The organism is Brevundimonas vesicularis, assembly GCF_027105095.1.
In the GTDB taxonomy this organism is placed as follows: domain Bacteria; phylum Pseudomonadota; class Alphaproteobacteria; order Caulobacterales; family Caulobacteraceae; genus Brevundimonas; species Brevundimonas vesicularis_E.
The window spans coordinates 1,611,961-1,633,186 of sequence record NZ_CP114278.1; the positions used below are offsets into that span (position 1 = coordinate 1,611,961).

Genomic DNA, 21,226 nt, shown 5'->3' on the forward strand with positions numbered 1-21,226 from the left:
GTTCGGAGCCCGCTAGGATGGGCGTCATCTGCCCATCTAGGGTCGGTCCGGCGGGCCGACCCGCCGTTGGGATCGTGCGCCAAGCTCGACGACCGCTGCGCTCGACTAAGATCGATTTGGCGTCTCAGTGTGCATTCAGGCAAACGCACTGGTCCGAAGGGCTCCTTCGGATTGCTACCGTTGGGCTCCGTCGGGAAAGTTGCAATCACCACTCGACTAGCGCGATTGGCTCACTAGGGTCCCAAGTGGAACTCTCGTTGAAACCGAGAGACCTAAGGGGGATGACGGTGCCGGAACTTCGCGCTCTGTACGAAGAGACCAAACGCAGGCCAGACGATGAGAGCTGGCACAAGGGCTTCGTGGCGGCGTGCGAGCGAGCACGCAACGCAGCAGAAGCTGAGTTTCGATCTGCAGCTTTCCAACAGTCGCTTTGGGAGGAACGGGAGGTCTCTGGAATTGGCCCGGGGAGCTCCGTAACTGTTCCGGGAGCCTACACGGACGCTGCCGTTGTCGACGTGCTTTGGCGAGTTCGTCAGTACGATCGGGCGACCGAAGCGCGACAGCTCGCGCAGCAGCTCGACGCCGACTTCAAAACCATAATCGACATGGTTTCGCCTCGATATAGTTCGCGCCGCCCGCTCGCGCGCCTCGTACGTCTGTTCGTGACGCTGCGACCTGAAGACCTGTTCTGCCTCATGGATTGGCATCGGACGATCAAGGTGCGTCAGTACGTCGGGGCAGGCTCGATGAGTCTGGGTTTGATCGGCCAGAACGTCATAGCGCGTCGCACTGCGATCGAGCAGCTTGGTAATCCTTCTTCGATTGCCGAAGCAGTATCTCAGAGCCAGTTTGGCTGGTTTCTCTGGGAAAACATTAAAGCGGCCGACGATGAGGGAACTCGCCCGACGCCTCAGCCTGACCAGCCGCACAGACCGACAGACGCTCCGACTCTGGCTCTCCTTCCTGCGCAGATGCAGCGCAAGGGGATGTTTTATGTTTCAAACAATCTCGATCTCTTGCTGTCGCTGGTTCGCGCAGCAGAGCACGGGATGGAGCGAGGTGACCTCGTAAATCAGCTTACCGAGGAAGCTCCTGGACTGAAGCAGTCATCGCGTCAGAACGTCATTGCGCAAGCCGTGTCCCTAAGCTTGCTGAAAGTAGATGGGGCGGTGCTGACGCTGGGGCCGTCTGGCAAGGCCCTTCTTGAGGGGAGTGCCGCTGCTGACATTCTCACGCCAACGTTCGTGCGAAACGTTTTTGGATTCGGGCTCGTCCTCGCGGACCTGCGCGATGAAACCGCCAAGACCCTCGGCGAAATAGCCAAACGTTGTCGCGACTACTACGCCGGTTGGACGACTGATTTTGCACCTAACTCGCTGGTGAGATGGCTTCGCGACCTCGGTCTCGCTGAGATCGACGGGGGTGGAAAGCTCGCTAGAGTCACGCTCACAGAGGCCGGAGAGTACTGGGCTAGTGGTATTCCAGACGACATCAGGGACCCTGCTCAACTCCCGAAACCGTCAGACCCGATCGCCATAGCGATTGACGTCGAGCAAGAAGCTGCAGTCTCTGATGTCGTGCTCAAAACCGTCGATGTTGAGCGCGTGATCGCGCGCTTCAAAGCCGACGATGAACTACAACGTTTCGTTTTCGACGACGCTCAGATCAGACTTGTTCATGCCGCGCTTCATGCAGGCGACAGCAAGCGATTTATCTTGCTGGCTGGCCTGTCAGGCACCGGCAAGACATCGATGGCGCGGACTTATGCGCGCGCTTACTGCGACGAGCTGGGGCTTGGCGTCGAGCAACATTACGAGCAGGTTTCGGTCTGGCCTGATTGGACCGATCCGTCCGGGTTGCTGGGCTATACGAACCCGCTGGCGGATCCACCGATCTTCCACGAAACCCCGGCACTTCGTCTTTTGCTCCGAGCGCATGCGCATCCCGAAGAGCCTTATTTCCTCTGCCTCGATGAAATGAACCTCGCGCGAGTAGAGCACTATTTCGCGCCCTTCCTAACCGCAATGGAGGGACGGGGAGGGCGTCTAGTGCTTCATGGTGGAGCCGATGCTGTCGATCAAATTCCGTCGAGCATCCCCTGGCCTAAAAACCTCTTTTTGATCGGCACCGTCAACATGGATGAGACGACGCACCCCTTCTCCGACAAGGTGCTCGATCGCGCGTTCACGTTCGAGTTCTGGACAGCTGATGTCGCGAAGTGGGCTGAAAAGAATGCGCTGTCGTACGAAGCAGTGATGCGTGAGGAGGTGCTGGGTGTGCTCGGCGATCTCTATGGGGCGCTCGAGCCGGCTCGGCGACACTTCGGGTATCGCACGTTCGATGAGGTGCTCAGGTTCTGCGGAGGGAATCACGGGCTTTCGGTAGCGGAGGGCCTGGATGCGGCGGTGATCGCAAAAGTGCTGCCCAAAGTCCGCGGGGAAGACACCGCGACGCTTAGGAAAGCTCTTGCTGACGCACACGCTGTTTGCTCAGCGCATGCGCTGGAAGCGTCCGCCCATAAGCTGAGGGCGATGCAGGATTCGCTGGTCTCGCAGGGCATGGTTCGGTTTTGGTCATAGGCCGCTTCACTAGCAAAGATGCCTGGAGCAAAGGTCAGGTCAACGCTCTCTCGCTGGGCGCGAACGGCTGGATATGCGCGGAGGGGCAACGCGTAATCTTGCGAACTTTTAGCGTGAGGCTGCCCCAGCTGCGGTCGAGTGGCTCGCGCATCGAGCACTCCGAGATCACGCAGGTCGAAGATGGTTTTGAAGCACGGTATGAATTTCTGATCGACACCTGGGCGGGCAGGATGGCTGTCGAGCTTTGCGTGGATGACGTCGTCTGCGATCAAATCACGCTCGACATCCGGCCGAGCGATAATAAGCTCAGTGAGGCGGAGTTTGACGACATGCTTGAAGAGCTGTCGGTCCGCTCCCCCACGCTTCTGTGGGGACTATCCCAAGGCAAAACAGGCGGCAGCGAGGCAGGCCAAGCGCCGGCGGTCGTCCACCCCATTGTGGTAGATGCGCTGCTGCCCATATTCGAGCGCCTTGTGCGACGGTTTATGGCTGATCCGCCAAAAGTACGGCGTGTCACGCGGCAGCTGGCCCAGTTTGATCTGACTCGCCGGGCGGACGTCGCGACACTGCGCTGGCTTGGTCGCCGACCTATTTTGCTTTCATCCTTACGAAAGCGCGAACTGGCCGGAGACGCACAACGAGCCCTCATTGATCAGCCGGTCGGGATCGAGACCTTCGACCATCCAGTAACACGCTACTTCGCCCACCTGTTAGGTCGGGTGACAGCGCGTCTTGACCAAAGCGCGGCCATTCTGCGTAAGCGAGCTGGTCCATTTGAAGATCCGGCATCAGAGGCCCACGCAGAGATTCTTGCTGAACGACTAGATGCTGCGCGGGGCCGTCTGAACTCGCTTGCAGAGAGCCGCGTGTTTCGTCGCGCTGGTCGTGAGCCGCCTGCGGAAACCGCGCTCCAGCAGATCGGAGACCACCCGCTCTACAGCGCGATCCAACGTCTGGGCAGACGACTACTGGATCCAGGTCTTGGTTATGATGTCAGCGGCAATTTAGAAGCGGCTTTAAAGCGCACGTATGATCTATTCGAGCTATTTACGCTGTACCGGCTGATCGACGAAGTTGAGGCGACGCTCGGGGCGGGATGGCGGCTTTCAAAAGTTAATCTGCGCGCAATGGCTAGACGCGAGGAGCGACCATCGAATCAGGCAAGTTGGTGGTTCGTCGGTCCACGCCTGGAGACTATCGAACTGAGGTATCAACAGTGGTTTTCGCGCGCCAAGGATGTTGAGGATCAGCGCAACTTTGGCAGTCTGTCCGGGGTTAACGTTCCCGACTATGTCTTGATACGACGTCGCGCCGGAAAGGTCGTGTCGTGGGTCATTCTCGACGCCAAGTATCGCGCAAGCCGCCAGCCAATCGATCAAGGGTTGGGAGACATCCATCGATACCGGGACGCCCTGCGTGTCAGGGGCGTGCGCGCGGATGCCGCCTTCATCATCGTGCCGCGGGTTTCGGACGATAAAGCGATCTACGCACAGAGCGCTTACCACTCAGTGCACCGGTTTGGCGTATTGCAGCTAACAGGCCAAGGCTGGAGCGCGCCAATCTTCTATGCGCTGGGCGTCTTGCATCAGCTAAAAGCGGCTTCGGTGTAGATGGGGGATTTCGCACTGAGCGGATGAGCTGCGGTGGCAGGCCTAAATCATGCCAGTCCGCTGAGGCGTTTCGCCTCAGCGAGGCACGCAAGGATTTCGGTACGATCCTCGGTGCTTAGGAGCTTAAACCGGCTGAGGTGGGGAAGGGCGAGCACGACGCGGCCGTCTGGAGCTTGGTAGAGCTCCGCAAAATGGCGACGCCAGCCCACGTCCAAACGTCGAGTACCTGACGCTTGCAACAAACGCGCTAACTCTCGCCCGGCCTCCTTTCCGAGAGAAACCCAGAGCGTGATTGTCGGCGATACACGAGCGATGTGCTGCCACAAGGGACGACAGGCTCTGACCGCCGCATGTGGGTCGGGAAGGCTGTTCCAGGACTGGCTTCTGAATGGCACGAGTTGCGCCGCGAATACTTCGCTGCTGTCTACGCTGAGCGCTTCCAGCAGCAATTTGATTTGACACTGCAGTGGGTTGAGCGAGCCATTGGCGCCCCATGGCTGATCGACATACGCCAGACCGTCGTCGTCCCAATCCCAATAGGCTTCGGCGGCCTGTTCAGGGCTCGACTCGTCACCACCGCCGGGGTTCAGCCCGATGATGCCCAGTCGGGCGGTCTTTAGTCGCGCCTCTGGGCAATACATGAATGACCAGCCCATACGGTATTCGGGCCGATCAGCGAAGTGCGCTTCGTAGAGGGCGGTGAGGGCGGTTTTTTCGAACGGGGACGATTGCGACATGGGCTATCCGTCGAGGTTGTCTGGCGGAATGGAAGATACTGCAGCTGGTGCCCTCGCTGAGGGAAAGTGCACCGGAAGCCCGCTCGGCTTTGAAGTCGATCGCGCCGGCTCCGTCAGAAAAACGGGTCGCTCAGCACGATCACGCCGCTTGAAATGCTCACCATAACGTTGTCCGGCTTTAAAAGATCGACGCCGACCCCCGAAGCGCTAGCGTGCTGGAATGCCAGGCAGGCGGCGGTTGCGAGTCCAAACGGATCGGTGAGGGAGTGCACCTGGTCTTAATGATCTCAGCCACGAACCAGCTTGACCAAGATGCCAATTCTATTGACGTCATCGGACGCAGCTTCTCCAGAATGAGCCCTGTCCATTCCAGATGAGCGCCGGTGATCCGGTAGATTGTTGCTAAGCCGGGCAGCGATGGGTTCGTGCGGATGAAGATAGCAAACGCGGCCATGCCGGGATCATCACTCAGCTTGTAGACCACGCTCCGACGAGGCCTCGCCAGAACGTAGGCTCCAGAGCCTCCAGCTCCGATGAAAGCTGCGCTGCGCAGACTGAAAATGCTGCTGCTTGGTGATGAGACGACAGGCCGAGGCGACTAGAAGGGTCGTGAATCGCATCAGTTCGGTCTGCTCTTCTCGCGACAAAGATCTGTCATAGTGCACATTCGGAAAGCACACTGCGCGCGAAAAAGATTCCGTAGTTTCGCTGGTGAAGCACTGCCGAGTGCTGGCGGGCGCAGTGGGGATTTTCATCTCTTTGGCTAACCGAAACCCAATCTGAGGTGGTAGGACGGCACAGTGGAATGGGGGCAGATTTGAAAAAACTGATGCTAGCGGCTTTCATTGCCGCGTCTTTTCTATGCGGTTGCGGCGACAAAACTCCGAAAACCCCAGCCGGAACGGACGGGGAAATTTCCGCCGTTGCGTTACAGCCGAATGCTCGGTGCATTGCTCCTGAGACTGTTGAGCAGCTCAAAACGATGGCATTCGATGCAGCCCGACGTCTGTCGACGGCCGATCCGGTTCGTATGAATGATCTCCAGCGGCAATCGATCGCCAAGCTAGAGATGCCGCTTTTGAACGCGCACGATAAGGCGCTAGATCGCACAACCTGTTCGGGCCGTCTTCGCATTGAAGTGCCCGTCGGCGCCCGCAGTCTGTTTGGTCCTGATGACCTAGTCGCCGATGTGACATACTCAATGCAACCAGCCGCAGACGGAACCGGGCTTGTCTACCAAGTTGACCAGTTTGGGCGCATTCCAGGTCTGATTGGCTATGCCGATCTGGGTCAGTTCAACCAAAGCCGCTCCGGAAGTTCTGCACCGGCGACCGCGCCATCACTCAGTGTCCAGCCATCGGCATCTGTCGGAATCGCGAGCTTCGATTGCCGCCGCGCTCGCACCTCGGTCGAGCAGATGATCTGTGCAGACCCTCGTTTGGGCGAACTCGATCGTCAAATGGCAGCCGCCTATGCGCGCCGGCGCCAAGCTCAGCCGGGATCTGGAAGTGAGCAGACTGCTTGGATCGCGATGCGCAACACGTGCTCGGATACTGGCTGCCTATACAAAGTGTACGAAGATCGGATCCTTCAACTCAGCGACTGATTAGGTTCTCGCCTTTGAGGCTCCGACCTTTGAATGCGCTTGGAGATTAGCGTGAAACCCATTCCCGTCATCGCGCTCGGTTGCCTTCTGCTGATCAGCTGCGACCGATCGCCTAAACCAAAAGCGCCGGCCGACCGCGCTTCTGCCGAAGCTGGACCAGCAGCCGCCGTCGTCACGCCGACAGCGGATCCGCTTACCCCTGACCAGCTCACCGCGCTGGCGTTCAGAGTCGCGTGGGGCGGGCCGCCCCCGATCGCGCGTGAGGAAGGGACAGGCAACCAGACCGACACGCGGACCTATCGGTCCGGCAAGCTCATTGCGCTTGAGGGCGACCGATACGCTCTCATCTCTGACGGGCAGGGAGGGGAAGGACACGTCAGTTCGGGCTCGCTCTCCATCCACTATTTGCAGCGCACCGGAGACAGCTTCACGCGCATCGGCAGCTGGCCTGGGTTTCTCGTTTCAGGGACGTGGGGTGCGCCGCCGACATGGAAGATAAGAACCGATCTGACCCCGTCACCGACGCTGGTCGCCGAGGCTGGCGGGACCTGGCAGGGCTACACCTGCACTTGGGCACACGTGATTGAACTCGCCCCGGATAAGCCCGTCGTGCGGATCGATCAGATCCCGACCTCCTATAGCGACGGCGGGGCGCGCGAAGAGGGGGAGACCAAGAGCATGGAGGGGGTCTTGATCCCCGGTCAGAAGGGCAAGTCGATGCGCGTTCGCTACACCGGCGACGTGGATGCGACCGTCGTCTACGCGAAGGTCGGCGAGAGCTACGACCCGGTCAATCTGCCCGAGCTGCTGAGCTGCTGAGTCTCCGAACCACTGTCTTAGGGTAGAAATGCACTGAGCACTCCCGGCACGAACGGTCTGAGATCGATCAGTGGCGCTCCGCAGCATCCCTGTCAGTCTCGCCTTATCAATCGGGGAACGTCGTATCGTTTGCCGTCGAAGGGTAGGCCGATCGTACGCGGAAGCTCGGTTCGATCTGTTGTTGCGCATTCCCCGTTTTTCCCTTCTTTGGAGCTTCTGCGGGTCGTGCGCTCAAGAACCGAAATGTCTTGCCCGTGCGGACCGGGAACCATTCTTAGAATTCGCTCTGTCGCGACGGTGTTTCCGGCGCAGGACAAATCCCATTCCCCGACACGACGATAGACAACCAGATTTTCAATGACAGGCGAGATTGCACCGTTGCGCACTTCGTAGAGAGACAGTGTCGTGTCCGAGAAGGGATTGGGGCGCGAACTCCCGGCCCAGTCACGTTTGACCCCGAAAGCAAGTCGATCCGTGCCGAGCCGGTATGGCGCGGTGTCAAACGAAATGGCGGAGAGCCGAATGGCGTCGTCATCCATGGCGTGGGGAAGACGAAGCCGTTGGCGGGGCATGCCCGTGGCTTCGTCGACAATGAGCACATCCAGATCGCCCGACGTTCCGTCCACGCGCACCTCGGCGATCAGCGGAACGGCTACGAGCACCAGCCCAGGCTGACCTCGCCAGCGTCGGCAGACTATGGCGTGAGGGTTGATTGATGACGGAGAGGGAAGGGTGAGGGTACGACTGCCTATCCGTAGGCTACGCTCGCCTTCCGCCACAGCGCCCGGGTAGGCTTGACGCACAAGCTCGACGACATCTCCGCACTCCTGATCCTGCGCGCTGGCTAGCGTTGGCGCGCACAACGCCAGTGTCAAAGCCAGCCCAGGGAGGATCCATTGATAGAGCGTCTTCATCCCCATTCTCCTTCAGGCGCTGGCGGCCTGTTTGTCCGCCTGCGAGATCATTGAGGCTACCTCGAGCTTACTCGCCAAACCCGAAACGCCGGTGAACACGGGCAGCGCACGAACTTCCACACTGCTGTCTTCTTCGCGGGGAGGGGGCGATTAAGCCCACTGAAGCAAAGAAAGCGATCATCCGTTATCCTTCCCGAAAGGCTGCACGCTCGCCATTTCCGATTGCGTGGGGTATCGTGACCTTATCGCGGGACAAGATGATAGGGCGCTCGCGGCTGGAAGAGATCGGTGACGCGCGCCCCACACTGCCGCCTGTCTGGCCCCGGAGCGTTCCGTGACTTATTTCTGTTTCATCGAGTCTTCAATCGTGTCCGTTCCCCACATGGAACCTTTGGCGGCTCAATCGACGCAGGATGCCCGAAAAGAGGCGATCGCGCTCATGCGCCAACATAGCAGCGCTATCGCAGTTCATATCTTCGTCGGTGATGTTCGGGTGGATTCCGTCTTGGCTGACGAAGCGTCGCCCGAGCGAAGCCTCTGAGACGCTCTCCAGTACGCGGCCATCTGCCGGTAAGCCTTTTGACGGAAGATTTCGGACTCGCCTTCCGCCAAGGCTTCCAAGGCTTCGGCGTGTATTCTGCATTCCTCGGCGTCTTTCATGACGCGACAACGCCCAAATGTCGAACCTGGTTCGCGACTGATAGCTTAAAAGAAACCGGCTGATCGGGATGGCTCGCAACGGTCAGCGCTACTGGCATAAATGCGGCCGGGCACGCTGGGGCGCGAACGCGCATCGCCTGGGCCGGGGCCGCATCTCACGACAGTTTTAACCAGTTGACCTCGCGTTTGTCGCCGGCTCCTGATTGATCGGACGCTAGCAATGCTCCGCGCCGCCATCTTCGAACAGTATGGCGCGAAGCCTGCAACGCACCCCGGTCGTGGCCCTCTGGACCAAGACCAGCTGTCAACGAAGCGCCGACTGACGCCCCCGCTTCGAGCTATTGTTAGCCCGCATTCGCGAGGGGGTTGGCGCCATCTCATCATCGCCCACCCCGTACTCCCTCAGGATTGAGCGGACCGTATCATGCGCTCCGAGGATAGGTAGGGGTTGTTTGAATTGACGTCGCCATAGGCGATCCAAGGCAGCATCTTCAGGGGACATGGTCTTCACTAATCAACGCGCTTCGTGACCGCCACTAACGCTCCCGGCGCTAGCAGGCTCCCCACGTCACCACATTCCTTCATTAAATGATGATGGGCTTGCCTAATCGCAGCTCAGGACGTTGGGCGACCCGGTTGACAACTTTGCTGCTGACCAGATCGCCGTCTTGGTTTCGGCACACCGCGACGCTCTGCTCGACCGCCTTCAACCCCTCTGTCGTCACTGCAGGCCATGCGCAATGCGTGCGATTTGCGCGTTCGGGCCAGTAGATACACCCAATCTCTAAGTATCGCTTGGGTGTGTACTACCTTGCGCGCGTGAAGGGCGTCCCCACGCAGCTCGCTTGCGCGATGTTCGATGCGATCTCGGCGGCCAGGTGCGAAGACCCGCTGGGGGTGGAGATTGGGATCAGGACGGCAAGCCGCCCGCGCAGCGAAAACGCGAGTCCCTACTTTGAGTTCGCCTGATGAAGATCGGCGACATGTTTCCGTCGCGGACGACGATGGCCGCCGGCGTTGGCTGCGCCATCTTCATCCCGCTGGCGATCTTCTCATTTTATCGCTGGGGCGTGGGCCATCATGACCCGGTCCAAGAGCAAGGCCGCTTGGCCCAGCTCTATTTGCCGATCAATGCGCCCGGCGTCGGATATAAAGATTGACGGACCATGGCGCAGGCGAACTTGTCCGGCGTCCAGGCCGCGTTGGCGACACAAAGCGAGGCGGTTGATGGGCGGAAGGCCGCCAATGACGCCGCCACCCTCCACGCCCAAGCCGCCGCCGACACCGCTCAGGCTCGCACCACCCTAGCGCAGGAGGTGCTATTTGGAACAAACTAACCTGGCGAGACGCCTCAGAAAGCCGCCGAGCGCCTCATTCTGGGGTAAGTCCGATCAACCGTCTCCTGATTCTGTCCGCCCTGCTGCTGACCAGCGGCACGCCGGCGCCGGGACCGGCGCCGGAGCCGATCGTTCAAATTGCCGAGGTGAAGGCGCCGATCGCGGCGCCCGACGATCCGGTCGGGCCTGACCCGGTCAATGTCGACACGGCTGAGGCCAACGCGGCCGCGCCGGACATCTTCGCCCCCACAGTCCTGCTCCTCGCCAGCCGGATCCAGCCGATTGCACGGAATGACGTGAAGTCGGCGGTTTCGGCCGGGTTTCGTCGCCCGACCGGCTCGCCTGACCGGCCTAAATGAAGGGACTGTTTTTGCGGCAACAATCTTGCGAGGGCGCACTCGCCGCCGCTATAGCCGGGCTGTAGATGACATGCGTTTCACGCGAGACGCGTAACCCCTGAGGCCCGTAGCGCCGTGACCGCCCCTGATGTCGATAACCGGACGAAAGTCTTGCTCGTTGAATCCGACACGATCGTGAGCCTGTATGCGCGCAGTGTACTGGAGGATGCCGGCTTCGAAATCATAGAGGCGTGGAACACTGGCGATGCGATCGCGCGTCTCAGCGAAATTCCCGACATCGCTATTCTTTTTACCACAGCCGACGTGCCGGGCGGTATCGACGGGGTAAGGCTCGCACAGCAAGTCAGTAACGGCTGGCCGCCCGTGCGCATCGTGGTGGCGTCGGGTAGCCGGATGATCTCCGGCGATGATCTTCCGCCGGAGACCCGGTTTCTGTCCAAACCCTATTCTGACGATGAGCTTCTCGTGACACTTCGCCTGCTTGAAAAGCAATGGCGCAGGCGTCTTATGTGAAGGTTCATCTCGCTGCGTCGGACGGAGCCCTTAGCCGCTCTTTCTCCTAGAGTTGTTCAAGCGCCAGCTGATGGCGTCCTATCGGCCCCAAGCTCACTCAGGGCCATGATGATCTCTGTCACGCCTCAGGGTAACATTCAGGGGTGTCACTGATCAGCAATCCGGTGGCGACGGGCCGGAGTGGATTTGCGTCTATGCTGGAGCGCCTTCAACAGTCTCGACCGGCGAGACGATTGGCATGCTGTGGGTGACCTGCACCGAGGCTCGTCCGCACTGCCTGACATGGGCAATGAGCCAACGTTGAAGGCGCTCGCCTTCGCCGCGGTAATAAAAATCAAACTGCGTCAAGCGATATCCGAACTGGAGATCGGCCAGTGCGCTCAATCCCTATGCGGAGCGGAGCCGCCGCTGAGTGGATCCCACTGCTGCAGCATGTTTAAGTAGTTTGGGGACGACCACAAATAGGGGGTCGCCAACTCGTTCCTCTCACGCCGCGACTGCCTGCTCCATCGCCTTGAGCTTTAGTTTTGTGGCTTTGAGCTTGGCAGTCTTCCCTTTGTAGATCTCAAACAGAGCGTCTTCATGAACGTCGATAGCGTCGAACAGCACATCGCCGTGTGAGCTTAGGTTTCCGATGACGCGGAGTGCCTGCATGGACTCGCTGTTGTCGGCTAACTGCCGATGCCCACTCCGATGCGCGAGCGAACTGTCAGCACTGAAGGTGTGGTGCAACGTGTCCCCATGCAAGCGCGACCGCCGCGCAGATGGGGAGCTGTGCCACATTTGCGTTCGAAGCCGATGGGTGCCGATAATGGCGCATCAAGAATCCCACTTGGTGTGAATAGACGGTCATTACCCGTTGGCCAGCTGATTTCTAATGATAGCGCAAAAGGGTCGTTCCGGTCGCGCAGGGTAGATCGGGAAAAATGCACTGAGCCTTGTGGGTGCTGGATTGCAGAAAACTCAACGGGCCCAGATGGCACCTCAGCTTACGGGAGCGTCTTCCGGCTGTCGAACTGCGTTTTCATCTTCCGGCCATCGACGATTCTGAGCAGGTGGCTCGCCAATATGATCTGCTCAGCTGCCTCGGATGGATCATCCAGCGCAACGTGGCGGTGACTCTGCGGATTTTTGTAAGAGCCGAGCGCCCCAGCGAAAAGATCCATCCGAGCCTGTTTCTCACCGTCCTCGACCTCTGGATCGGTCAAGGGGCCATTCTGTGGGTTGAAAGCAGCCCGGGCGAGCTTCACACCCAGCATTCCGGCATCCAGGCCTGCTGCTTCGCGGACAGCGATCTCCAGCGCCTTCATCGACTGAAAGACCGCCACGTCGTAATCGCCGCGCAGAAAGTTTTTCCAAGCGATGTCGCGGATGCGGCTGTGCAAGCTGCTTTTCGGCAGCAGTCGTGCCGCCTTCATATCGACTAATGAACCGCCTTGAGCAGCCCTCTTGCCGCGACGTGAAATCCAGTTCCAAGTGCCGTTCTGCTCAGGATCGGCGACGATGAGGCCTTCGCTGAGCAGCCAGGCAAAGGCCTCTGTTAGGGCTCGCATGACAGCGACGTCGTTTGTGTATGTCTCTCGGTGGTCGGCCCGGATGTTGTTCACCTCATTATGGATGGAGAACTTCGGATCGCCATTAGACCGAGCTGCGAGATGTAAGAGTACGCGCTCACCTAGTTCCTCTGGCTCTAACGCCAGGAATGTTTCCTCGTCAGGGATGCTGGTTATCAGCTCTTGCACGTCATCGCTCCGATATGCATTCAAACTAGAGCTATTAGGGTGCCGATCTCAACCTGTCCGGCCGACCTCCGGCGTCTCGTGTCGAGTCAACTTTGGTTGTGCGTTTAAAAACTGTTCAAAAAAGCTCTCTGAGCGTTTCGAGCTCTGGGGGTACATCTGGAAAAATCCACTGAACGCGAAGCCGGTCGTATCGGCTAGCCTTGCGCGTCCGCGGCCGGTCGATTCCACAGTCCAGTCCAGACGTCGGTGACGCCGCGGCCGGCCATCGCGAAAAGAGGCAACACAAATGCTTCGGCCTTATCGACCGCGCCTTCTGCCAGTTGATCGCCAGCTTCGCCCGCAAACTTCTTTCCAAGGGTCTTCAACGCACCCTTGAGGACACCTTTGACAGAGCCATCGGGCGCGCCAGCAGCAACGAGAGCATTCTTCACCGCTTCGCGCCGATCGGCCGGGATCAACTCAACCGTGAGGTCGGTCGCGGCGTCGAGCGACATCCGGACTATCGCGCTATTAAACGAAGTGTCGCTGACATGACCGAGCTCTCGCAGACGGTTACGCAGATGCGCTTGGACCAGTGGGTTCTCAATTTCGAGGACGAACAGATCGCCGTCTTTCAAAAATTTGGTCTCGGCCAATGCGAGCCGGATCTCTTCATCAAGGGCATCCGTGTCGCTTCCACGCGATCGAACCTCGATATCGAAAAGCAGCTGAGACGCTTTCGCGCGGGTGACCCGAAGCTCCGTCATGAGCGAGAAAAGCGACGCCTTTCGTTCGATAACGCCCAGCTCGCGAAACATCTCGAAGACAGCAAGTTCGAGTTCTCGCTTGGAGACCGCGCCGAACGCAGGGGAGGTCGCAACCATCAGAAGCGGCCGCAGGGCCGCCTTGATGTCCTCAGCAGGCAGCGCGTCGTACTTTTCGAGTAGGGCCATTGAGGCGCTCCTGGCTGACTATCGTAGGTCTAGCGGCTTGGGGTGCGGGCGAGGAGACCCATCGAACTTATGTGCCCCCGAGCAGCCTGTGTGGCCGATGCGATGCTCGAAGTGAGCTTGCATCGCTCCATCTGAGCTGGCCCGATGCGGTCTGACTGCGCCGTGGCATTCCGGGCATCGCAGCTGTCGTTCAGCATAGCTGGTCAGCGCTTGTTCGACGGTGATGGAGTGCCAAGTCTTGTTGGCCCAGAGCTCGCAGTATTCAATCATGACGCGAATATGGATTGCTCCCGGCTCGATTTGCAAGTCGACCATCGATATTCGGCGCTCAGGGTACATCCGGAAAAATGCACTGGGCGGGGCGGGGGCCAATTCTAAAGCTCGGCCTATTCCAGGTCGACCGGTATCTGTAGCGAAGACCAGAGCCGCTGCAGTAAGGTCGGGTATGGGTGCTTCGACTGATTCGAATTTGTTCCACGCTGGGTCGCTCTTCAGCACTGACTACCTGGTCGGGGCGATCAAGGCGGAGCCAGCCTACAAAGCCGTCGACGCCGGAACCTTGCGGGCGCGGTTCGTAGAGATCGCCGACGCCTTCCCCAAGAACGCCAAGACGAACGAGAGCCAGACTGAGGACGACTTCATCTGGCCAGTCCTAGATGCGCTCGGCTGGAAGGACTCGCTGCGCCAGCAGAACCTGACGGTGACGGGCCGGGACGACGTCCCCGACGGCCTGCTGTTCGCCGACGCCGACGCCAAGGCCACCGCCAACGCCCAGGACGAGCAGTGGCGTCGGTATGGTCACGGCTTGGCTGTGGTTGAGAGCAAACGATGGGCTCGTCCGCTGGATCGAGCCTCGGGCCGGGACGAGACGACCGCGCCCTCGACCCAGATGCTCCGCTACCTACGCCGCATCGACGACACCAGTCAGGGCAAGCTGCGCTGGGGCATCCTGACCAACGGGACGCGCTGGCGTCTCTACTGGGCTGGAGCCCGGTCGATCTCGGAAGAGTTCCTGGAGATCGATCTTGGACGCGTGCTCGCCCTGGACGGCACGCCCGACCTGTTCATCGAAGACGAGGCTCGCGATCACTGGCTGCGCGTCTTCGCCTGCATGTTCGGCCGAGAGGCTTTCCTGCGCACTGGCGTCGATCAGAAGTCCTTCCACGATCGGGCACGAGCCGAGGCCGCCTTCTATGAGGAGCGGGTCGCCGCCAGCCTTTCGCGGCTGGTGTTCGACGACGTCTTCCCGGCCCTAGCCCGCGCGCTGGCCGCCTCCGCGCCTGAGGCCCCGCTGGATGACATCCGCGACGCCGCCCTGATCCTTCTCTACAGGCTGCTGTTCTTGCTCTATGCCGAAGACCGCGACCTGCTGCCAGTCAGCGATCACCGCTACGACGACTACGCCCTGCGGCCGCTTCGGATCGAGATCGGCGACCGCGTCTCGAACGGCGACACCTTCTCTGGCACGGCGGCCAAGGTCTGGTCTCACGTCTCGGACCTGTCGCGGATCATCGACAAGGGCGACGCCTCCGTGGGCATCCCGCCCTATAACGGCGGCTTGTTCGCGGGCGCGGGCGCGCCTCTGTTGTCTACGGCGCGGATCGCCGACGACGTCATGGCCCCGGCGCTGGACGCCCTGTCCTACGAGCGGTCATCGGGTCAGCGCCGCTACATCAACTACCGCGATCTGTCGGTGCAGCAGTTGGGCTCCATCTACGAACGTCTGCTGGAGTACGAGATCGTGCGCGAGGGTGCCGTTGGGGCGGCGGAGCCCTTGACCGTCCGGCCCAACCTGTTCGCCCGCAAAAACTCCGGCAGCTACTACACGCCCGACGAACTGGTCGGCCTGATCCTGGACGAGACGCTGGAGCCGTTGATCGGTGAACGACGCGCGGCCTTCCACGCCGCGCTGGAGGCGCTGGACTCGAACGACACGCCCGAGATGCAGCGGGGCGCGCTGCGCGAGGTCGACGCAGCCGAGGCCATCCTATCGCTGCGCGTCTGCGACCCGGCGATGGGATCGGGGCATTTCCTGGTCAGCCTGGTTGACACCCTCGCCGACCACGTCCTGGAGGCCATGGCCGAGGCCGCAGCCCTGGGTGCCGAGGCCGATTACACGTCGTCTCTCGCTGGGGAGATCGAGAAAATCCGCGCCACCATACTGAGGAATGCTCGGGCGGCGAAGTGGACGATCGACGAGTCGCACTTGGACGATCGGCATATCGTCCGCCGTATGGTGCTGAAGCGCTGCGTCTATGGCGTCGACAAGAACCCGATGGCCGTCGAACTAGCCAAGGTTGCGCTGTGGCTGCACACGTTCACCGTCGGCGCGCCTCTGTCCTTCATTGATCACCACCTGCACGCTGGTGACAGCCTGTTCGGTCTGTGGGTGCGTGACGCCATCGACAAGGCGGGCAAGCTTGGCGGCGAACTGCTGTGGAATGAGGCTCTGGCCAACGCCCAGCGCCAGGCCCTGGCCATGAAGACGATCGAGATGGCGACGGACGCCGAGATCGCAGAGGCCCACCGGTCCGCCGAGATGTGGACCGACGTCGAGTTCCAGGTCGGGCCGCTCGACAGCTTCGTCAGCTTCATGCACGCGCTGGACTGGCTGGACCTGGGCAAAGACCAGAAGCGGCTCGTGCGGCTGTGGCTGGACGGCCAGTTCGGCGAGCCTCTGCTCATCGCGCGGGGCAAAGCAACGCCCGCGCAGGGCCGGACCAAGGTCGATGAGATCGAAGGCTTCATGGACATCTGGCGGCGCGCGCGCGATCTGATCGCCGAGGAGCGCTTCCTGAACTGGCAGATCAGCTTCCCCGGTGTCTGGGACGACTGGGCGGGCAAAAACCGGGTCGGTGGCTTCGACGCCGTCGTCGGTAACCCACCCTGGGACCGGATCAAGCTGCAACAGGTCGAGTGGTTCGCGGCCCGCCGGCCCCAAATCGCCTTGGCCCAACGCGCGTCGGATCGCGCCAAGATGATCGCCAAACTGAAGGCGGACAGCGATCCGCTGTTCGAGGACTTCAAGAAGGCTGACGCGCGGGCGGCAGGCACGACTCGGATGGCGCGGACATCGGGCCACTACCCGCTGCTCAGCCGAGGCGACATCAATCTCTACAGTCTGTTCGTTGAGCGCGCGCAGACCTTGGTGAAGCCCGGCGGGATGGTTGGCTTGCTGACCCCAAGCGGGATCGCGTCCGACCTGTCGGCCAGCGCCTTCTTCCGGAGCGTGGCGACGGAGGGACGGCTGAAAGCGCTCTACGACTTTGAGAATCGAAAGGTCTTTTTCCCCGACGTCCATGCCAGCTTCAAGTTCTGCGTACTGTCGTTCGGTAGCAGTAGGGTGTTTGATGCCGCCAACTGCGCCTTTTTCTTGCACAGTGTGGAGACGCTAAGAGACCCAGATCGAGCATTCCCAATCACTGCTGAAGATTTCGGTCGCGTGAATCCAAATACGGGCACGGCGCCAATATTCCGCACTCGCCGAGACATGGCGTTGACTACATCGATATATGCAAGGCTGCCTATCCTTGTGGATCGTGCCCGGGGTGTAGAAGGGACTACTTGGCCAGCTCGATACGTCAGAATGTTCGACATGACTAACGACAGTTCTCTTTTTCGAACCAGGAATGAACTGGAAGATCGTGAGGGAGCCTGGAGCATCGGCGGAAATGTATTTCAGTCTAGCATCGGAAAATGGGTCCCGTTGTATGAAGGTAAAATGGTCCAGGCCTATGATCATCGCGCAGCTAGCGTGGTGATCAATGCTGAAAACGTAAAAAGGCCAGCGCAACCATTTGAGACCACGCCTGAGCAGCATCGCGATCCAAGTTGGGTCCCTGACCCGCAGTTCTGGGTTCTTGACAGCGGTGTTTCACCATCCGGTGACTGGCATGTCGGCATGAAGCACGTGACGGCGGCAACAAATGTCCGGTCTATGATCGTGGGCATTATACCCAGGAGTGGAGCCGGCAACTCGCTCCCCGTCATTGATATGAACGGTGATGCAGAGGCAGCGTCCCTAGTCATCGGCTCGATGAATTCCGTGCCATTCGATTTTGTCCTCCGCCAGAAGGTTCAAGGTCAAAATCTGAACTGGTTCATCGTCGAGCAACTGCCCGTCGTCCCGCCGGCCGCCTACGACCGCGTCTTCGGTGCCAAATCCGCCCGCGACATTGTCCGCGAGGCCGTCCTTGAACTCAGCTACACGGCCCACGATCTTGCCCCGTTCGCGCGCGACCTGGGCCATGTCGACAACGCCGGCGACGTCCTGCCACCGTTCATCTGGAACGACGAGCGGCGCCTTGGGCTGCGGGCCAAGCTGGATGCGCTCTACTTTATCCTCTACGGCGTCTTCGACCCGGCCGACCCGGCCCAGAGCCGCGACGACATCCGCTACATTTACTCGACCTTCCCCATCGTCGAGCGCGATGAGGTCGCCGAGTGGGGTTCCTACCGCAGTCGAGACCTGGCCCTGGCCTGGATTAACGCCCTGATGGCAGGGCAGCCCGATGCGGCCGTCAGTGCAAATTGAGACAATCGCACTGAGACCTAACCTCGACCTCATTTTTTGGTCGCGCCGAGCTTTTGAGCAGCGCTTTCCACGACGTCCCGCATACACGCGAGGTTCCAGACCACGCCCGCCCCAGTGGGCGTCCGACCACTGTAGAGGCCAATCAGGCGCGTCGCCCAGTTGGACCCTACAAGGGAGCCATCCGATCGCCGCAGCCCCTGCGCATCTTCCCGATATGCAATTACGGGTGACCCCGACGATCCCTTCGCCGTCGGGCCACGGATGAGAAACGCGGGTTTGCCGTCCCAACTATCGGTCAAAGGGCTCTCAAGCGTGCAGTCGATCCACTGCGGGAAAGCGCTAAACATAGGTTGGCCGTCGCGATAGCCAACGCAGTTCACCGGGTCACCGACATCCACTGCGAAATCGTCCTGCTCGATGACGTGGATGCCAAAGCACCGTCCTTGTGGCGGCTTCTTGAAGGGCAGGGCGACAACGTCGACTGCAGCGCCGATCATTGGATGTTCGGACCAGGTTGGCTTACCTTCGTCGTCGTAGAGAGGGATGCCGTGAACCCACCATTCATTGCCTAAACCGGCCGTCGGCAGCAAAACTGCGAGTTGGTCAGGGACGCCTCCCATGCCGTGCAGGGGGGTGTTGGTATACTGGTCACGCCCTGTGACGTTGTGCCGGTTAGTCACGACGAACCAATGGCCCCAGTGGCTGACCGTCAGACATGTGCCGCGCTATAGGGGCGTGCCTCTGAACTGCATTTCGACCAGAAAGGTGCTCATGCTCGCCCATGGAAGCTGGATGACGCCATCTACAAGTTCATGATGCTTTGCCATCTTGTTTTTGCTCTCGCTGGGCCTCGGTGGATCGTTCACTCGTTCTGCATCGATCCCGCCCCCCCATCGCTCTCAGTGCACATTAAGAGAAACGCACTGACGGCCAGGGGAGGGGCGTCCGCTTCTGACTGAGGCTGTGTGAAAACGCGTCCGGATCGAGCGAATTAGGTTAGCCTTCTGAAGTCAGCAGGAGGTGGGTATGAGCCGCTTCGTTCAAGGTGCAGATCGCCGGCAGCCGACGCTGCTTCCCGAGTGTCTCGACGACTATGTGGCCGAGGATAATCCGGTCCGGGTGGTCGATGTGTTCGTCGACGAACTGGATCTGAAGGGCTTGGGGTTTGAGGGCATGACGCCGGCGGCGACGGGGCGTCCGGCCTATCATCCCGCGACGCTGCTGAAGCTCTACGTCTACGGTTATCTGAACAAGGTGCAGTCGAGCCGGCGGCTGGAGCGCGAGGCGCAGCGCAACGTCGAGCTGATGTGGCTGACGGGGCGGCTGGCGCCGGATCACAAGACCATCGCCGACTTCCGCCGCGAGAACGGCGCCGCCATCCAGGCGGCGTGCGCGCAGTTCGTGGTGCTGTGCCGCCAGCTGGGCCTGTTCGGCGCGGCGCTGGTCGCCATCGACGGGTCGAAGTTCAAGGCGGTGAACACCCGCGACAAGAACTTCACCGCCTACAAGGTCAAGCGGCGGATCGAACAAGTTGCCGAGCACATCGCCGGTTATCTTCAGGACTTGGACACGGCGGATCGTCACGAGGGCGAAGCGGCAGAGGCGCGGTCTGGAAGACTGGTCGAGAAGATCGATCGGCTGCGCGACCAGATGGCGATGCTCAAGGCCATGGAGGCCGAGGTCGAGGCGTCACCCGACGGCCAGGTCTCCCTGACCGATCCCGACGCGCGGGCCATGGCGACGTCGGGTCGAGGCAGCGGCATCGTCGGCTACAACGTCCAATCCGCCGTCGAAGGTGAGCATCACCTGATCGTCACCCACGAGGTGGTGATGACCGGCAGTGATCGCGAGCAGCTGGCGTCGATAGCGGGCAAGGCCAAGGACGCGATGGGCGTCGAGGCGCTCGATGTGCTGGCGGACCGCGGCTACTTCTCTGGCGAGGCGATCCTGGCCTGCGAAGCCATGGGCGTGACGCCCTACGTTCCGAAGCCGCTGACTTCAGGCGCCAAAGCGGCGGGCCGCTTCGGCAAGCAGGACTTCGTCTACCTACCCGATCAGGACGTCTATCGCTGCCCGGCCGGAGCACTGCTCGCGCATCACATGACGACCGTCGAAAAGGGGCTGACGTTGCACCGCTACTGGGATCGAGCCAGTTGCACCGGCTGCCGCCTGAAGCCTCAGTGCACGCCCAGCGTCGAGCGTCGGATCACCCGCTGGGAGCATGAAGCCGTGATCGATGCGCTGCAGGCCCGGATGGACCTCGCCCCGCGCGCCATGCGCACCAGACGACGGCTGGTTGAACACCCCTTCGGCACGATCAAGGCATGGATGGGCCACACCCACTTCCTGACGAAGCGCCTGCCCAACGTGAAGACTGAGATCAGCCTCCACATCCTCGCCTACAACATGAAGCGGGCGATGGCGGTGCTCGGAACCAAGCCCCTCATGGAAGCGATCAGGGCCTGAGAAGGAGGCGCTCCGGCCTCAATGCCGCTCGCGCACCGCAGCAGCTCAGTACGTTTTTACACGGCCTCGACTCAATAGAGACCTTCACAGCGTCTGCTAAGGGTAAGGGCTCTACCGGCCGACGAGGCGGCCTATAGTGATAGCCGGACGATCTGCGGCGTCCATTACGCCAGCGATGTCGAGGCCGGTCGCATCGTGGGCGCCGCGCTGTTCGCCGCCCTGAAGGCGGACCCGACGTTCCAGGCAAACTTCGCTACGGCGCGCTTGGAGCTGCTTCGCGAGAGAAGGCTGGCAAGATGAAATCGCGGTGTCAGGCGTCGGCAAGTCGGATAGCTTTCCGGAGCGGCGAGCACTCCTGCGCGACCATCCGTGCCCAGCCCCATCAGATCCGAGGTCGGATGAACAGTCGCGAGACTGT

General features: G+C 60.7%; 15 protein-coding genes. 9 read left to right on the forward strand and 6 right to left on the reverse strand.

Annotation, left to right across the window (positions count from 1 at the left end; genetic code table 11):
* Nucleotides 1-281 precede the first annotated feature (281 nt).
* Together O2K97_RS08055 and O2K97_RS08060 are read left to right on the forward strand one after the other, a co-directional pair.
* Entirely contained in the window at nt 282-2,579 is a 2,298-nt protein-coding gene (locus O2K97_RS08055; protein WP_269218860.1) for an McrB family protein, read from the forward strand.
* Between the two features lie 113 nt (nt 2,580-2,692).
* Nucleotides 2,693-4,189, forward strand: a complete 1,497-nt coding sequence (locus O2K97_RS08060) for a nuclease domain-containing protein (protein WP_269218861.1) — start codon at nt 2,693-2,695, stop codon at nt 4,187-4,189.
* 47 nt (nt 4,190-4,236) lie between these two features.
* Here the strand turns inward: O2K97_RS08060 and O2K97_RS08065 are convergent, their stop codons facing one another.
* Nucleotides 4,237-4,926: a hypothetical protein gene (locus O2K97_RS08065; protein WP_269218862.1), complete on the reverse strand. Its 690-nt coding sequence runs from the start codon at nt 4,924-4,926 to the stop codon at nt 4,237-4,239.
* An 817-nt stretch (nt 4,927-5,743) separates the two neighbouring features.
* Between O2K97_RS08065 and O2K97_RS08070 the strand changes: the two genes are divergently transcribed.
* Both O2K97_RS08070 and O2K97_RS08075 read left to right on the forward strand, forming a co-directional pair.
* Nucleotides 5,744-6,532 (forward strand): hypothetical protein, encoded by a 789-nt coding sequence (locus tag O2K97_RS08070; RefSeq protein ID WP_269218863.1) that lies wholly within the window; start codon nt 5,744-5,746, stop codon nt 6,530-6,532.
* Between the two features lie 51 nt (nt 6,533-6,583).
* Nucleotides 6,584-7,351, forward strand: a complete 768-nt coding sequence (locus O2K97_RS08075; RefSeq protein WP_269218864.1) for a hypothetical protein — start codon at nt 6,584-6,586, stop codon at nt 7,349-7,351.
* Between the two features lie 92 nt (nt 7,352-7,443).
* Here O2K97_RS08075 and O2K97_RS08080 read toward each other — a convergent pair whose 3' ends face one another.
* Nucleotides 7,444-8,265 carry a hypothetical protein gene (locus O2K97_RS08080; RefSeq protein ID WP_269218865.1) on the reverse strand — a complete coding sequence of 274 codons (822 nt, stop codon included), beginning with the start codon at nt 8,263-8,265 and terminating at the stop codon, nt 7,444-7,446.
* A gap of 1,628 nt (nt 8,266-9,893) precedes the next feature.
* On the opposite strand from O2K97_RS08080, the gene O2K97_RS08085 reads away from it, so the two are divergent.
* The 3 genes from O2K97_RS08085 to O2K97_RS08095 all read left to right on the forward strand — a co-directional run bounded on the left by O2K97_RS08085 (nt 9,894) and on the right by O2K97_RS08095 (nt 11,134).
* Nucleotides 9,894-10,085: a hypothetical protein gene (locus O2K97_RS08085; protein ID WP_265151399.1), complete on the forward strand. Its 192-nt coding sequence runs from the start codon at nt 9,894-9,896 to the stop codon at nt 10,083-10,085.
* 323 nt (nt 10,086-10,408) lie between these two features.
* Nucleotides 10,409-10,621 (forward strand): hypothetical protein, encoded by a 213-nt coding sequence (locus tag O2K97_RS08090; protein WP_265151396.1) that lies wholly within the window; start codon nt 10,409-10,411, stop codon nt 10,619-10,621.
* 114 nt (nt 10,622-10,735) lie between these two features.
* Complete coding sequence (locus tag O2K97_RS08095; protein ID WP_269218866.1) at nt 10,736-11,134, forward strand: hypothetical protein; 399 nt, start codon at nt 10,736-10,738, stop codon at nt 11,132-11,134.
* 486 nt (nt 11,135-11,620) lie between these two features.
* Here O2K97_RS08095 and O2K97_RS08100 read toward each other — a convergent pair whose 3' ends face one another.
* From O2K97_RS08100 to O2K97_RS08110, 3 genes are all read right to left on the reverse strand, one after another.
* Nucleotides 11,621-11,866, reverse strand: coding sequence for a hypothetical protein (locus tag O2K97_RS08100; protein WP_265151394.1), 246 nt, complete (start codon nt 11,864-11,866; stop codon nt 11,621-11,623).
* Between the two features lie 257 nt (nt 11,867-12,123).
* Nucleotides 12,124-12,876 carry a TIGR02391 family protein gene (locus O2K97_RS08105; protein WP_269218867.1) on the reverse strand — a complete coding sequence of 251 codons (753 nt, stop codon included), beginning with the start codon at nt 12,874-12,876 and terminating at the stop codon, nt 12,124-12,126.
* Between the two features lie 194 nt (nt 12,877-13,070).
* A complete protein-coding gene (locus O2K97_RS08110; RefSeq protein WP_269218868.1) occupies nt 13,071-13,808 on the reverse strand; it encodes a hypothetical protein in 738 nt (245 codons plus the stop codon).
* A 469-nt stretch (nt 13,809-14,277) separates the two neighbouring features.
* Here O2K97_RS08110 and O2K97_RS08115 point away from each other — a divergent pair, with 469 nt between their 5' ends.
* Nucleotides 14,278-18,342, forward strand: coding sequence for an Eco57I restriction-modification methylase domain-containing protein (locus O2K97_RS08115; protein WP_269218869.1), 4,065 nt, complete (start codon nt 14,278-14,280; stop codon nt 18,340-18,342).
* Between the two features lie 29 nt (nt 18,343-18,371).
* On the opposite strand, the gene O2K97_RS08120 is transcribed toward O2K97_RS08115, so the two are convergent.
* A complete protein-coding gene (locus O2K97_RS08120; protein ID WP_269218870.1) occupies nt 18,372-19,022 on the reverse strand; it encodes a hypothetical protein in 651 nt (216 codons plus the stop codon).
* Between the two features lie 346 nt (nt 19,023-19,368).
* Here O2K97_RS08120 and O2K97_RS08125 point away from each other — a divergent pair, with 346 nt between their 5' ends.
* Nucleotides 19,369-20,808, forward strand: coding sequence for an IS1182 family transposase (locus tag O2K97_RS08125; RefSeq protein ID WP_217431904.1), 1,440 nt, complete (start codon nt 19,369-19,371; stop codon nt 20,806-20,808).
* Nucleotides 20,809-21,226 lie beyond the last annotated feature (418 nt).

Bases quoted from the DNA above. Each gene is read 5' to 3' on its own strand.
- O2K97_RS08110 (WP_269218868.1), bottom strand. From the start codon at position 13,808: ATGGCCCTACTCGAAAAGTACGACGCGCTGCCTGCTGAGGACATCAAG.
- O2K97_RS08125 (WP_217431904.1), top strand. From the start codon at position 19,369: ATGAGCCGCTTCGTTCAAGGTGCAGATCGCCGGCAGCCGACGCTGCTT.
- O2K97_RS08055 (WP_269218860.1), top strand. From the start codon at position 282: ATGACGGTGCCGGAACTTCGCGCTCTGTACGAAGAGACCAAACGCAGG.
- O2K97_RS08085 (WP_265151399.1), top strand. From the start codon at position 9,894: ATGAAGATCGGCGACATGTTTCCGTCGCGGACGACGATGGCCGCCGGC.
- O2K97_RS08065 (WP_269218862.1), bottom strand. From the start codon at position 4,926: ATGTCGCAATCGTCCCCGTTCGAAAAAACCGCCCTCACCGCCCTCTAC.
- O2K97_RS08080 (WP_269218865.1), bottom strand. From the start codon at position 8,265: ATGAAGACGCTCTATCAATGGATCCTCCCTGGGCTGGCTTTGACACTG.